7 protein-coding genes are annotated in these 14,483 nt (G+C 70.5%); 4 read left to right on the top strand and 3 right to left on the bottom strand.

Going from position 1 to position 14,483, the window contains the following annotated elements; all coding sequences use genetic code 11:
* The first annotated feature begins 516 nt into the window (after window positions 1-516).
* Window positions 517-2,415 (top strand): rhamnogalacturonan lyase, encoded by a 1,899-nt coding sequence (locus H4W31_RS25295; protein ID WP_192768931.1) that lies wholly within the window; start codon window positions 517-519, stop codon window positions 2,413-2,415.
* A gap of 86 nt (window positions 2,416-2,501) precedes the next feature.
* Here H4W31_RS25295 and H4W31_RS25290 read toward each other — a convergent pair whose 3' ends face one another.
* Together H4W31_RS25290 and H4W31_RS25285 are read right to left on the bottom strand one after the other, a co-directional pair.
* Window positions 2,502-5,684, bottom strand: coding sequence for an RICIN domain-containing protein (locus tag H4W31_RS25290; RefSeq protein WP_192768930.1), 3,183 nt, complete (start codon window positions 5,682-5,684; stop codon window positions 2,502-2,504).
* A gap of 204 nt (window positions 5,685-5,888) precedes the next feature.
* A complete protein-coding gene (locus H4W31_RS25285) occupies window positions 5,889-8,132 on the bottom strand; it encodes an MMPL family transporter (protein WP_192768929.1) in 2,244 nt (747 codons plus the stop codon).
* Window positions 8,133-8,332: 200 nt separating this feature from the next.
* On the opposite strand from H4W31_RS25285, the gene H4W31_RS25280 reads away from it, so the two are divergent.
* The gene (locus tag H4W31_RS25280) at window positions 8,333-9,451 is read left to right on the top strand and encodes a sensor histidine kinase (protein WP_192768928.1); all 1,119 of its coding nucleotides are present in this window, start codon (window positions 8,333-8,335) and stop codon (window positions 9,449-9,451) included.
* Window positions 9,448-10,101: a response regulator gene (locus H4W31_RS25275; protein ID WP_192768927.1), complete on the top strand. Its 654-nt coding sequence runs from the start codon at window positions 9,448-9,450 to the stop codon at window positions 10,099-10,101. The genes H4W31_RS25280 and H4W31_RS25275 overlap by 4 nt, the downstream gene beginning before the upstream one ends.
* Before the next feature lie 86 nt (window positions 10,102-10,187).
* Here H4W31_RS25275 and H4W31_RS25270 read toward each other — a convergent pair whose 3' ends face one another.
* Complete coding sequence (locus H4W31_RS25270) at window positions 10,188-11,570, bottom strand: GntR family transcriptional regulator (RefSeq protein WP_192768926.1); 1,383 nt, start codon at window positions 11,568-11,570, stop codon at window positions 10,188-10,190.
* Between the two features lie 209 nt (window positions 11,571-11,779).
* On the opposite strand from H4W31_RS25270, the gene H4W31_RS25265 reads away from it, so the two are divergent.
* Window positions 11,780-14,470, top strand: coding sequence for a M14 family zinc carboxypeptidase (locus H4W31_RS25265; RefSeq protein WP_192768925.1), 2,691 nt, complete (start codon window positions 11,780-11,782; stop codon window positions 14,468-14,470).
* Window positions 14,471-14,483: the final 13 nt, after the last annotated feature.

Below are 14,483 nucleotides of genomic sequence, written 5' to 3'. Positions count from 1 at the left end.
CGGGTAGGCGGGAGGCTGCCCGGCGCTCCCGCACCAATCACCCGGCTCCGGGCGGGGTGCCGCTAAACAAAGATTTACGCGGATGAATGTGGCTTGTCAATAGTTTGGTGCCCAAACAAAGTGGATGCCCGACCAGGGCGACGACCGGGGAGATCATCGCGCACGTCGCGGAGATGGATCCACGCGGCGGCGTCCGTCGATGGGGCCGTGCGCGGCGAGGCGCCGTCGGACCGGGTGGCAACCGTCGACCTTGACGCCCGGCCGGCCACCGCGGGCGGTTGACAGGCTCCAGTCGATCGAATAACACTTATGTACGTCGATTGACTACCCTCGTTGGCCCTGGAACAAGCGCTTTCCACGAGTCGACGAAGGCACATCGGGGCAGCCCGGTCCCGATGGCACGACGCTCGCATCCCCCGCGAGCAGCACCGGCCCGCCTCGAGCACCACCACCAACCCCGAGGCGACCGCACCCCCGCTGGCGTACGTTCACGTGCGCCCTAACCTGGACGGTCAAATGAAACGTATCAATCACCCTCCGCTCGATCCACCCCGGACCCACCGGCCCGGGCCACGGCTCCTGCTCGCCACCGCGACGTCCCTCGCCGTGGCAGCCGCCAGCATCGTCACCGCAGGCGCCGCGCACGCCACGACCGACCCGGCCACGGCCACCGCCGGAGCCGCCCCCGCGCCCGCCGAGGCCGGTACGACGACAGAGAAGTTGAACCGTGGGTTGATCAGCATCCGCACCGGCAAGGGCAACTTCGTGTCCTGGCGGTTGCTGAACACCGACCCGGCCGGCACGGGCTTCAACGTCTACCGCGACTCGGTGAAGGTCAACCCCGCACCGGTGACCACCGCCACCAGCTACCTGGACGCCGGCGCGCCCGCCGACGCGAGGTACTCGGTGCGCCCGGTCGCCGACGGGATGGAACTGCGGTCCGCCACCGCCGAGGAGGTCGTACCGTTCGCCACCTCACGGGACGTACCGCTGCAGATCCCGCCCGGCGGAACGACGCCCAGCGGTGAGTCGTACAGCTACGCGGCGAACGACGCGAGCGTCGGTGACCTGGACGGCGACGGCGAGTACGAGATCGTACTCAAGTGGGACCCGTCCAACGCCAAGGACAACTCACAGTCCGGCTACACCGGCAACGTCTACGTCGACGCGTACAAACTAAACGGCACCCGGCTGTGGCGCATCGACCTCGGCCGCAACATCCGGGCCGGTGCCCACTACACCCAGTTCCAGGTCTTCGACTACGACGGCGACGGCCGGGCCGAAGTGGCGATGAAGACCGCCGACGGTACCCGCTCGGGCACCGGGCAGGTCATCGGCAACGCCAGCGCCGACCACCGCAACTCCAGCGGCTACGTCCTCGCCGGCTCCGAGTTCCTCACCATGTTCAACGGGCAGAACGGTGCGGTGCTGTCCACGGTCAACTACGAACCGGCCCGGGGCAACGTCTCCTCCTGGGGGGACAACTACGGCAACCGGGTCGACCGGTTCCTCGCCGCGACCGCGTACGTGGACGGTTCGCGCCCCTCGCTGATCATGGCGCGGGGCTACTACACCCGGGCCGTGATCGTCGCCTGGGACTTCCGCAACGGCAGCCTGACCCGCCGCTGGACCTACGACTCCGGCAGTGGCGGCGCGTACGGGCAGGGCAACCACAACCTGTCCGTCGCCGATGTCGACGCCGACGGCCGCGACGAGATCATCTACGGCGCGGCCACCATCAACGACAACGGCACCCTGATGTACTCCACCGGCTTCGGACACGGCGACGCGTTACACGTCGGCGACCTCATCCCCAGCCGGGCCGGCATCGAGGTGTTCACCATCCACGAGTCCGGCAGCCAGCCGGCCGCCGACGTACACGCCGGCAGCAACGGCCAGGTCATCTGGCGGCGCCCCGGCAACGGCGGAGCCGAAGGACCCGGTCGTGGCGTGGCCGCCGACATCTACGCCGGCAGCCCCGGCGCCGAGTTCTGGGGCTCCGGAACGAACATGGGCAACCTGTACAACGCCTCCGGCACCTCGATCGGCCGCAACCCGTCCTCGGCGAACTTCGTCATCTGGTGGGACGGCGACGCGCAACGCGAGCTGCTCGACGGCACCCACATCGACAAGTACGGCACCGGCGGCGACACGCGGCTGCTGACCGGTTCCGGCGTCGCCTCGAACAACGGCACCAAGTCCACCCCCGCGCTCTCCGCCGACATCCTCGGCGACTGGCGCGAGGAGGTCATCTGGCGAACGTCGAACAACTCGGCGCTGCGCATCTACTCCACCACGGACTCGACCAGCATCGCCCGGCCCTCCCTCATGCAGGACCGGCAGTACCGGGTCGCCGTCGCGTGGCAGAACACCGCCTACAACCAACCGCCGCACCCCAGCTTCGCCATCGGATAGCGAACCGGGACAGACCCGCCGGTGGCCGGATCCGAACCCGGCCACCGGCGGTCCGTACCCGCGCAGCCCGTCCGGACCGACCGGGTTCAGCGGGGCGTGACCGTCACCCGGTACGTGCGGCGCTGCGACCCGTCCTCGCTGGTCGTGCTGATCGTCCAGGTGGTTCGCCGGGTGGACGTGTCCCGGACGATCCGGGTCGTGGCGTAGGGGTCGCTCGCGGTCGCGGTGACGGTGCTGCGCCCCGGCCGGGCCGCGGACACCCGGTAGTCGGTGCGGTCGGGGTCGAAGCCGGTGATCGGCACGCCGTCCACGGCGATCGACGCGAGCGTGGCGTCGGACGAGACACCCGGGGCCTTGGCCATGACCTCGATCTCGCCGAGCGTCAGGTAGCCGCCGGGGCGGGGTGTGAGCAGCACGCAGACGCCATCGGTGACCGGAGCCGTCACCGGAACGTCGACCGCCGGTGCGCCCTCGGTGCCGACGGCCACCTCGCCGCTCGCGTCGACGCACGTGCCGCCGGCGTCACGGACCTGTACGCGCAGGCTCGCGGCGAGGCCGCCACCGCCGATGCTGTCCCGGTGGAAGTGGGTCACCACCCGGAGCAGGTCCGCCGGTCGGGGCAGGGTGACGCTGATGGTCTCGGACGGGTTCTGGGTGCCGGACCTCCAGTTGGACCAGGCCTTCTCGGCGGTGACGCCGTTACGGAGCCCGGCCGGCGAGTACCCGCCCTCGGTGAAGGTCGCGGCCACCGTGGCCCCGTCCGCGAGCGCGACGTTGGTCTGCGCGGGCCCGGTGACCTGCACCCGTACGGATGCGGGCAGTTCGGTCCCGTCCACCACCCGGGCCACGCCGGTCAGGGTCACCACGCCGGGGCGGTCGAACGCGCCCACCGGCGGCGGCTCCCAGCTGACCGGCAGGGTGGCCGTGCCGTCGTGCGCGCCGAGGCCCGTCACGGTGGCCGGCAGGTCGGGTTGTCCGCCGGCGTACGCCTTGGCCCGGGCCGGCTCGGTCGCGGTGAAGGTGTCGACGGTGACCCGCGTGGTGGCCGGAACCCGCCGGTCGAGCACGTCGGTCGCGACGCCCCGCACGGTGACGACGCCGGGCCGGCGCCACGCCCCGTCCGGCGGCGGGTGCCAGGTCACCGGGAGGCTGCGGCGCTCCCCGCTGTACAGCACCGCCGTCACGGTCTGCGGCAGCGCCGGAACGCGGCCGGGAACGGTGTGCAGTCGCGCGGCCTCGGTGCTGGCCACGGTCTCGTCCAGTGCCGCCCAGCGCTGGTTGCCCGACCCGGTCGGCTGCCAGACCGAGACCGGGCTGCCGTCCTCGGTGGCGCCGCCGGAGACGTCGAGCACGCGCCGGGCGGCGACGTTGACGAACGTGTAGGTGCCGTCGCCGGTCGTGGACAGGATCCACTGTGCACCCTGGTCGGCGGCGGTGTCGGCGCCCTCCAGCACGGTGGCCCCGCCGCGCACGGCGAGCCGCCGGCCCGTACCGGCGTTCCCGATGGTGTAGCGGTCCCGATTGCCGGCGCCGTGGCCCAGCTTGCGGACGTACCAGAGCTGCTCGGGGCGGCTGGTGTCGGTGGTGCCGAGCACCGGACGGGCGCCGTCCGTGGACGGGGCGAGCGAGCGACCGCTCTGCACCCCCTGGAGCCGGTAGGCGTGGCCGGGCTGGATGTGCTGTGGCCGGCCGGCCCCGGCCCGGACACCATCGATCAGGAACGTGCTGACCGACTCGCCGGGCACCGTGAGCGTGGCCGAGCGCCGTTCGACCCGGACCGGGCGACCTCGGACGAGCTTGCCCTCGGCACTGGTCAACACCGGCGTGACCGTGGCGTGGGCACCGACCTCGGCGAAGCGCGACAGGTCGAGCGTCACGGCGCGCGGGCTGGTGTCGGCGTTGGCGTGGACCACCACGGCACCACGGCCGGACTCCTTGACCGCCGCGACGCTGGCGGTGTCGTCGACCTTGACCAGTCGGTCGCCGGGACGGATGTGGTGGGTGAAGTTACGGATCGTGTCGAACTTGGTGTTCGTCCGGATCGGGCAGCTGGCGAGCGTGTCGGTGGAGGTGCAGGTGAACGGGACGTGGATGCTCCCCCACTGCAGGTTGCCCTCGGCCACCATGTTCTCGGCGTCCTCGACCGGCTGCCACAGCACCCACGCCGCCGGCTCCAGCTCGCGCAGGTCGTCGATGATCCGGCGGGCCATGCCCAGGCCGGAGTCCATGCTGGTGAAGTCGTTGCCCCAGCTGCCCTCGACCTCGCTCATCCAGAGCGGGCGCCCCTCGGCCTTGGCCACGTCCCGGGCGGCGGTGCGCTGCCCCGTGCCGTAGGTGTGCACGTTGAGCTGGCTGACCGCCGCCTGCGCCTCGGCCGGGTAGCCGTACCAGTCCTGGAGGAAGATGCCGGGATTGGTCTCGTCCGGCGCCGAGATGGCCGCGTCGGTGCTCGCCGTGTCGAGCCGGCGCCGCAGGGCCAGTACGACCTGCGCCTGGAGCGCGGGCCCGACGTGTGCGCCCTCCTGCCGCCCGCCCGTGGGCCGGCCGTCCGGCCCCAGCGTGGTACGCCAGTACGGCGTGTTCGGCTCGTTCAACGGGTCGATGGTGTCGAACGCGATGCCGTGCTCCCGCTCGATGTGCTCGGTGACCCGGACGAGGTAGTCGGCGAACTCGTCCACCCGGTCCGCCCGGATCTGCTCGGCGTTGGGGTCGAAGCCGCCGGAGACGTACCCGCTGACGGTCTGGAACCACGGCGGCGAGTTACTGAAGGCCTCCCAGGTGTCGACCCTGTCCTTGATCTGGTCGATCCACCAGCGCTGGTTGGCGTCGGCGTCCCAGTTCCAGTGGTCCGGGTTGTCGGGGTCCCACCACTCCTTCTCCCCCGGCCCGTAGGGCTGCGGCGCCCGCCAGAACCCCGGCACCGCGCCGCCCCGCCGCAGGTAGTCGTCGACGGTGGGCGCGTTGCCACCGCCGATGTTGTACCGGGCGATGTTGAGCCGCAGGCCGTCCTCGCCGAAGAGCAGGTCGACGAGCCTGTTCCGGACCTCGTCCGGGTAGCCGCCGGTGGCGTTGGCGAACCAGACGAGGCTGGTGCCCCAGCCCTGGAACGGCTGCTGCTGGTACGAGGGATCGATCCGGATCGTGACCCCGGCCGCGCCCGCCGCGGACGCCGCTCCGGCGACCGCGTGCGGCACGGCGACGCCCGCCACGCCCAGTGTCGCGGCCAGCGTCGCGCTCGCCACCCGGGTCATTCCACGTCGAGCCGCCATTGCACGCCTCCGAACACCCCTTGCGACAGCCCTTCTTAAAAGGGTTGTCGGAACCGGTCGTAACGCACGCTACGAGAGCCGACGCCACGACACAAGGGCATCGATGGTTCGAGATGGTCCGATCGACCGGCGCCATCGGGGTGGCGGTCGACCGTCACGGCGCCGACCCCGATCGGGTCGGCGCCGCGCTGTCGTGCCGGCGTGTCAGGAGACGTGTTCCGGTACGGGGCCGGATCGCTCGTCGACCACCGGCGCGCCGGGCGGTTCGGTGGACAGGGTGCCGCCGGTCTCGTCCAGTCCCACCCGTGCGTGCAGGCGCCGGGCCCATCCCGGTGCCCACCAGTTCGCCGCCCCGGCGAGCTTCATCAGCGCCGGCACCAGGGTCGCCCGAACGAGGAAGGCGTCGATCAGCACGGCGATGCCCAGGCCCAGACCGAACATCTTCATGAAGGTGATCCCGCTGGCGGCGAAGGCGAAGAAGGTGATGGAGAGCACCAGCGCCGCGGCGGTGACGATCCGTCCGGTCCTGGCGATTCCGGTGACGATCGCGACGTGGTTGTCGCCGGTGCGGTCGTACTCCTCCTTCATCCGCGCGAGCAGGAAGACCTCGTAGTCCATCGACAGCCCGAAGGCCACCGCGAACATCAGCAGCGGCATCGAGGTGTCGGTCATACCCGTCGCGGTGAATTCCAGGACGCCGGAGAGGTTTCCGTCCTGGAAGATCCACACCATCACGCCGAGCATGGCCGTCAGGTTGACGGTGTTGAGCACGATCGCCTTCAACGGCACGAGGAAGCTGCCGAACATCGCGAACAGCAGGGCGAACGTCGCCAGGGAGATCCAGAGCGCGGCCCACGGAGCGACGGAGAAGATCGCCGCCTTGGTGTCGACGAGTTGGGCGGTGCTGCCGCCGACGAGGGCCTCGAAGGGCGGAGCCAGGTCCCGCAGGCCGTGCACGAGTTCCTCGGCCTGGGACGAGATCGGCAGCACCGAGGGCACCACCTCGAACCACTCCCCGGCGTCCGCGACGTACCGTGCCGAGTCCGGAGCGGGGCCGCTGACCCGCTGCCCGTCGGCCCAGGTGCCACGCGCGGTGACGACCTCGGCGACGTGCGCGACCCGGGACACGGCCACGACGTACGCCTCCATCTCGGCCGGGTTCGCCGACCCGTTCGTCACCACCGGGAACGCCTCGGCGGCGAAGCCGAAGTCGCGCTGCACCTTCTCGGTCGCCTGCCGCGCGGGCACGTCGGCCGGCAGTACCCGGGCGTCGGGATTGCCGAGCCGGGTGCCGAGGATGGGGAGGCTGAGCAGCACCAGCAGCGCCACCACCGCGCCGGTGACCAGGCCGGGCCGGCGGAGCACCCGTTCGGCGAGGGCCGCCCACCGGAGGGACCCGGTCTCCCCGCCCCGCCGCATCCCCGGCAACCGCCACGCGTTGACCCGGTGGCCGAGCACCATCAGCAGCGCGGGCAGGGTGATCACCGCGGCGAGTACGGCGACCAGCACGACACCGACACCGGCGTAGGCGAACGAGCGCAGGAAGTAGAGCGGGAAGGCGGCGAGCGCCAGCAGCGCCACGGCCACCGTCACCCCGGAGAACACGACCGTCCGGCCGGCGGACTCCACGGTGCGGATCGTGGCCAGGCCGACCCCGTGCCCGGCGTCCAGTTCCTCGCGGAACCGGGAGACCATGAGCAGCGAGTAGTCGATGGCCAGGCCGAGACCCAGCGCCATGACGAGGTTGATCGAGAAGACCGAGACGTCGGTGAACTGGGCGATCGCCCACAGTACGAAGAACGTGCCGAATGTCGCCGCGCCACCGACGACGAGCGGCAGCAGCGCCGCGACGACGCCCCGGAAGACCAACAGCAGCAGGAGCAACGTCAGCGGGATCGCGATCAGCTCGGCGCGTACCAGGTCCTGCTCCAGGCCGTGGCCGAGCGCTTCGCCGATGGCCGCGGCACCGCCGATCTCGACGGTGACCGCATCCCGGTCTCCGTCGAGCCGGTCCCGTACGCGTTGGACCGTCGCCTCCGCGTCCGTGTCCTCGCCGCCCGCGCGGGCGAGGATCAGCGCCGACGAACCGTCGCCCGAGCGTAGCGACGGCGGTGCGCCGAGTTTCCAGTACGACGTCACCTCGTCGACGCCCTCCACGGCGGCCAGTTCGGTGCCGAGGGCCAGGCCGGCGGTTGCCGCGTCCGGGGCGTCGACGTCGGCACCGTCGGCCGTGACGACGAGCAGGATGTTCGGCGTGCCTGCGCCGAACTCGTCTTCGAGGAGCTCGCCCGCCCGCGCGGAATCCGAACCCGGATCCTCGAAGCCGCCCGTTGACAGAAGGCTGAAGACTCCACCGCCGAGGATCGCGGTCAGCGCGATGACGACCAGCGAGCCGAACAGGGTCAGCCGGGCGCGTCGGACGACCAGCCTCCCGAGCGCAGTGAACATGACGACCTCCTCCAGGCTCCGGTCGGTCCGGACACCTGCTGATGAAGTCTGGAGTGGGCGGACCCCGGTGTCCTCGGAGTGTGGTGCCGTTGCCAATCCCTCCCCGGGCCGGGAAAGGCCCGCCCGCTCCTACCCCGGGAGGAGGCGCCACGGCACCGTGGTCGGAGTCGACGGTGCCGAGGCTGACCTATATTCCTGACATGCCCGCACTGCTGCGTGACCGCGACGAGTTCGTGATCGGGGCGGCCGTTCTCGGCACCGGCCTGGGGGTGCTCAACCTCGCCTACACGTCGGACTGGGGCTGGATCCTGGCGGTCCTGATGCTTCCGGCGCTGATCGTGCGAGCGCTCTGGCGGTCGATGCCGGGCTGGCTGCTGCTGTCCTGGGTCACGATTCCGACGCTCGTCGGCGACGCGGCGGTGGTCACCCAGAGCGCCTACCTCGTGGTCGTCACCGCGCTGGCAGTGGTCGCGGCCGGGCGTACCCGACGGCTCGACACCGTCGTCATGATGCTCTGCCTGGTGTCGCCGTTCCTGATCTGGCTGCTCGAGACGAACAACTGGCACCGGGGGATCGGCGCGTGGCTCTGGTTCGGCGGCCTGCTGATCGGCTGGGGCTTCGGGCATGTCGTCGGCCGGCAGTTCGCGCTGATCGACGAGTTGGAACGTACCCGCACCAGGCTGGCCGAGACCGCCGTGACCGAGGACCGGCAACGCATCGCCCGGGACCTGCACGACCTGGTGGGGCACAGCTTCAGCGTCGTCCTGCTCCACCTCTCCGGGGCGCGGATGCTCCTCACCTCCTCGCCGACGGAGGTCGCCGAGGCCGCGGCGGCCCTGCGGCAGGCGGAACTCGTGGGCCGCAAGGGCATGGACGAGCTGCGCCAGGCCCTGATGCTCATGCACCAGGGCTCCTCCTCGCTCGCCCCACTCGATCCGGACGAACTCGAACATCTGCTGGGCACGTACCGCGACGCCGGGATGCGGATCGATCTCGACGTCGCCGGGGACATGGAGGGCGTGTCGGCGGCACCCCGCATCGTCCTGCACGACGTGCTCCGGGAGGCCCTCACCAACGTCGCCAAACACGCCCGCTCCCCGGAGGCGACGATCCGGATCGGCGTCGACCGTGACCGGGTCGACGTACGGGTGGAGAGCGCGCTCGGGCCGGGTTCCGGGCGCGCCGGCAGCGGCATGGGACTGGCCGGACTCGAGCACCGGGTGGCCGCCATCGAGGGAACCTTCCAGGCCCGGCCGGACCGGGAACACTGGGTGGTCCAGGCCCGCCTGCCCCGCCGGCTCGCCGGAGCGTCCGCGTGATCCGGGTGCTGCTGGTCGACGACCAGCCGATGGTCCGTGCCGGTCTCGGCCTGATCCTGCGCACTCAGCCGGACATCAAGGTCGTCGGCGAGTGCGACGACGGCGGCGACGTCGTCCACGCCGTGACGCGGTGCTCCCCCGACCTCGTCTGCATGGACGTGCGGATGCCCGGCGTGGACGGGGTCGAGGCGACCCGCCGGCTACGGGCCGCCGGCGGGCCACCGGTCTGCATCCTCACCACCTTCGATGACGAGGACGTGCTCTGGTCCGCGGTCGACGCCGGCGCGGCAGGATTCGAGCTGAAGTCCGCCACCCCCGAGAACCTGATCGAGGCGGTCCGCACGGTCGCGGCCGGCGGCACCTGGATCGACGGCACCCTCCTCGGCCCGATCCTCGCCTCCTACCGGCAGTTCGCCCGGCCGACGAGCCGCCGCGACAACCGGCTCGACGCGCTCACCGAACGCGAACTCGACGTCCTCCGCCTGATGGCACGCGGCGCCTCCAACCGTGAGGTCGCCGAACAACTGTTCCTCGCGGAGACCACGGTGAAGACCCACATTGGATCGCTCTTCAACAAACTCGGCGCGCGCGACCGGGCCGCGGCCATCGTCTTCGCCTACGACGCGGGACTCGTCCGACCACGCGAGTGAGTGGACGCCGCCGAGCCGCCGCCACAGCCGGACGGCCGGGTGCGCCGCACCGGATCCCGCATGGCGGCCGGACCACGGAGACCGGGTCAGAGCGGTTGACCGCGATGAGCCGCGCCGAGCGTACGGGCGATGTGCGCGTGCTGGTCGTGGGGCAGGGTCGTGCCGATCCGGACATGCGATCGCCCGTCCCCGTGCGTGACGAACGGCGCCCCGGAGGCGATGCCGATGCCGTCACCGGCCAACGAGCGGATCGCGGTCCCGGCGTTGTGCACGTGCACCCAGACGGAGAGCCCCGCGACACCGGTGGGCGCGAGGCCGTGGTCGTGCAGGGCCCGGACCATCCGGTGCCGGCGCTGGCGGTAGCAGCACCGGGCCAGCCGGATCGTCTCCTGCGTCTGCGGGTCGGTGAGCATCTGTGCGAGGGCCCGCTGGGTCAGCACCGAGGGCCAGCTTCCGGTGGACTTCTGCCGGGCCCGCACCCGGGCCACCACCCGCCTGATCCCGGCCAGCGCCCCGACCCGCAGGTGGGGTCCGTGCGACTTGTTCCAGCTCCGGACGAGAAGGGTCTGCTCCGGCAGGAACTCTCCGAGCGACACGTCCGGCGTCGGGGCGAGTTCGTGGGCGGTGTCCTGTTCGACGATCACGACGTCGCTCGCGGCCAGCATCGGCACCAGGGCACGGGCGCGTCGGCGGGACAGTGCGTGGCCGTGCGGGCTGGCCATCCGGGACTGGAGGAGCAGCATCCTGGGCTGGCTGGCCAGCGCCGGTTCGAGTGCCTCGGGCAGCGGGCCCTCGTCGTCGCACCTGATCGGCGTCGCCTGGGCCTGGTGGTCCTCGACGATGTCGAGCAGTGACGCGGCGGCGACCTCCTCGACGAGTACCCGGTCATGCGGGTGCAGGACGACGTCGGCGACCCGGTGGACGGCGTCGTGGGCACCGCTGGTGACGACGAAGTCCTCGGCCTCGAACGGCCACGTCCCGTGCAGCACCGCCGCCAGGTGCACGTCCATGGCGTCGTCGGGGTAGCTCCGCCAGTGCGTACCGCTGACGGCCTCGGCCATCGGGACGGCCAGGTCGGGGAGCAGGGCAGGGTCGGGCAACGCCGTGGAGAGGTCCAGTCGTACGGCCGACCGGAGCGGAAGGCTCGCGTACCGGCGGCCGGCCAACCTGCCGGGACCGCGGATGACGCTGCCGTGGCGCCGGTCGCAGTGGATCAGTCCACGCTGCCGCAGTTGGGCCCACGCGGACGCGATCGTCGTGGGGCCGACGTGCAGGGCCGCCGCCAGCGCGCGCACGGTCGGCAGGTGCAGTCCCTGGGCGAGTTCGCCGGAGTAGATCAGATGACCGAGCCGGTCGGCGATCCCCCGGGCGGACTGGTCGGTGAGCATCAATGCGAGTGCGCGGGCGTGCAGTCGTTCGGGCCGTGGCGTGGGTACCGCGTCGGCAACGGTGTGTTGCTGATCGGCCATCGGTGACTGAGGCGCCTGCGCGATCATGGCTCTTGATACATCGCGGGCCGCTGCCGGGGCAACCATGTTGAGGCATTCTTGAGCTTTTCCGGGCCACCACAAGAGCGAACAAACGCGAACAGCGGCGCGAGCGAGGACAAGCACACCCGCCGTTACGGTTCAGCAACAGTCGATCTTCAGCGGCTGAGCTCGAGTCGAAAGGTCCCGCCATGCTCAAGACCCGTCCGCCGTTGTTATACGGCGCCTGTGTGGCCCTGGTAGCTCTGGTCGGATCCACCGCGGTCGCACCGAGCGCCACCGCCGGCGCCGGCTCCACACTCTCCGTCGCGGCCGCTCGCGCCGCGGACATCCCCACCCCGGAGCAGCACTTCGGCTTCAAGATGGGCACCGAAGGAAAACTGGCCTCCTATCCCGACGTACTCAGGTACATGAAACTGATCGCGGAACGGTCCGATCGCGTCGACTACGAGACCATCGGGTCGACGACAATGGGCAACGAATACGCGACCGTCATCATCAGTTCACCGGCGAATCTCCGCCGTCTCGACCGGCTGGTCGAAATCAACCAGAAACTCTCCGACCCCCGCAACACGACTCCGGAAGAGGCCCGGAAGCTCGCCGAGGAAGGGGTGCCGTTCTACCACCTCGAGGCGACGGTCCACTCCAGCGAGGTGGGCAACGGACAGGCGATCAACGACATCGTCCACCGCCTCGCCTCGGAGGACTCGGACTTCACCAAGAACGTGCTGAACAACTCGGTAATCGTTCTGGTGCCGTCACAGAACCCGGACGGACAGCATCTCATCATCGACCATTTCAACCGGACCGCCGGCACGGACCGGGCCCGGACATACCCGGACCTGTACCACAAGTACACCGGTCACGACGACAACCGGGACTGGACGATGTTCACCCAGGTGGAGGCGCAGTACCGACTCGCCCTGGAGAAGAAGTACCGCCCGGCGATCGTGCACATCATGCACCAGAAGGGGAACTCCGGCAGCCGGATCTTCGTCCCGCCCTACGGCGGCATCACCAGCGAGAACGTGCCGGCGAACATGAGTTCCTCGGTCTCGGCGATCGGTCAGCACGCGGCCCGGGAACTCGCCGCGGCCGGCAAGACCGGCGTCGGCAGCCTCGACTACCACATCTACTGGACCCTCGAACAACCCGTCGGGTTCTTCCCGTTCACCGGCTCCGGCGTCTACCTGACCGAGATCGCCTCGGTGACGGACTACGCCTATCCGCAGGTCTCCTCGGACGGCAAGCCGCTGGGTCCGCAGCAGGCCCGGATGAGCCTGATCGAGCCCTATCGCTCCAACACCTGGACCCTGGCCGACATCGTGGACTACGCGAAGATCGCCACCTATGCCGGCATGGAGTACACCGCCGACAACGGCAAGAAGCTGCTCTACGACAACCTGTACGCCGTGCCGTACGAGTACATGACCCAGGGCGTACCGTCGGGCACCTTCGCGTTCGTCGTCGACGCCAACCAGCGTGACCCGTACGCCACCTTCGAGATGCTCCAGCGTCTCGAGTGGACCCAGGTCGAGATCGATCGCGCCACGTCGGAGTTCTCGGCCGGCGGAAAGCGCTACGGCGCCGGCTCGTACGTCATCAAGATGCACCAGCCACGCGGTAACTGGGCACATCAGGTGCTCGGCGTCGACGCCTATCCGGAGGTCCGGGACTGCGGCGAGTGCCCGGCGCTGTTGCCGTACGCGGAGGCGACGACGAGCCTGCCGCTCCAACTCGGTGTCGACGTCGCCGAGATCCGCGCCCCGTTCCAGGCGAGCCTGGAACGGGTGACGTCGGTCAAGGTGCCCCAGGTGACGATGCCGGCCGCCCCCCGCGACAAGGGTGCCTACCTGGTTCGCCCCGAGTCCTACGGGACGGTCCAGATCGTCTCGGCGCTCCAGGACGCCAACATCCCGACGTTCCGCAGCAGCAAGAGCTTCACCCAGCAGGGCGTCAGCTACCCCGCCGGGACCTACGTCGTGCCGGCCACCCCGCAGGCCCGCAACGTCCTGGCGACCGCCTCGGCCAAGGTTGGCCTCCAGGTCACCGCGGTCGACCGGGCTCCCCGTACCCCCGGGGTCCAGCTCAAGCCACAGACCAAGGTCGGCCTGCTGCGGGGCATCGGGAACATGCCCGGCGGCTGGGACATGTGGCAGTTCGACCAGTACGGCGTCAACTACGACGTCGTGTCCGCCCAGGACTTCCAGCGGAAGTCCCTCAACGAGTTGTACGACACGATCGTCGTCTCGCACGGTGTGTCCCGGGACGACATCGTCGAGGGCCTGGACCCGAAGGAGTACGGCGAGGAGTACTCCTGGGCCTACGGGGTGGGCGACAAGGGCTGGCGGAAGTTGCAGCAGTTCGTCCGCAACGGCGGCACGCTGCTGGCCATCGGCAGCTCGGTGGAGACCACCCAGGAACTGCTCAACCTTCCGATGAAGCCGGCGCTGCCCGACGACGAGGACCAGTTCACCACCGGCGGAAGCCTTCTGCACCAGGAGTTCGACCCGAACAACCCGGTGGCCTGGGGCATGCCCAAGTCCTGGCCGGTGTGGCTGTACGACACCCAGGCGTGGGAGCTGACCGGCGAGGGCGGGCAGGTGGTGTCGAAGTACCCGACCGAAGGTGACGTACTGGCCAGCGGCTATCTGCGCGGTGCCGAGCACATCCGGGGCGCCACCAACATCGCCTCCTTCGAGGTCGGTAAGGGGCAGGTCGTGACGTACGGCAGCGAGATCACCTTCCGTACGCTGCCCCGGTCACAGTTCAACCTGCTGTACAACGCGATCTACCACGGCCCGGCCGCCGCGGTGGACGCGAACTCGGTCCAGCAACTGCGCCCGCAGTTCGGCCCGGACGGCGCGCTCGCCCAGCGGTAACGCGCTGGGTACA

The sequence above is a fragment of the Plantactinospora soyae genome, assembly GCF_014874095.1.
Classification (GTDB): Bacteria; Actinomycetota; Actinomycetes; order Mycobacteriales; family Micromonosporaceae; genus Plantactinospora; species Plantactinospora soyae.
Note: the sequence above shows the minus strand (reverse complement) of the source record. Positions and strands in the feature narration are given on the sequence as shown.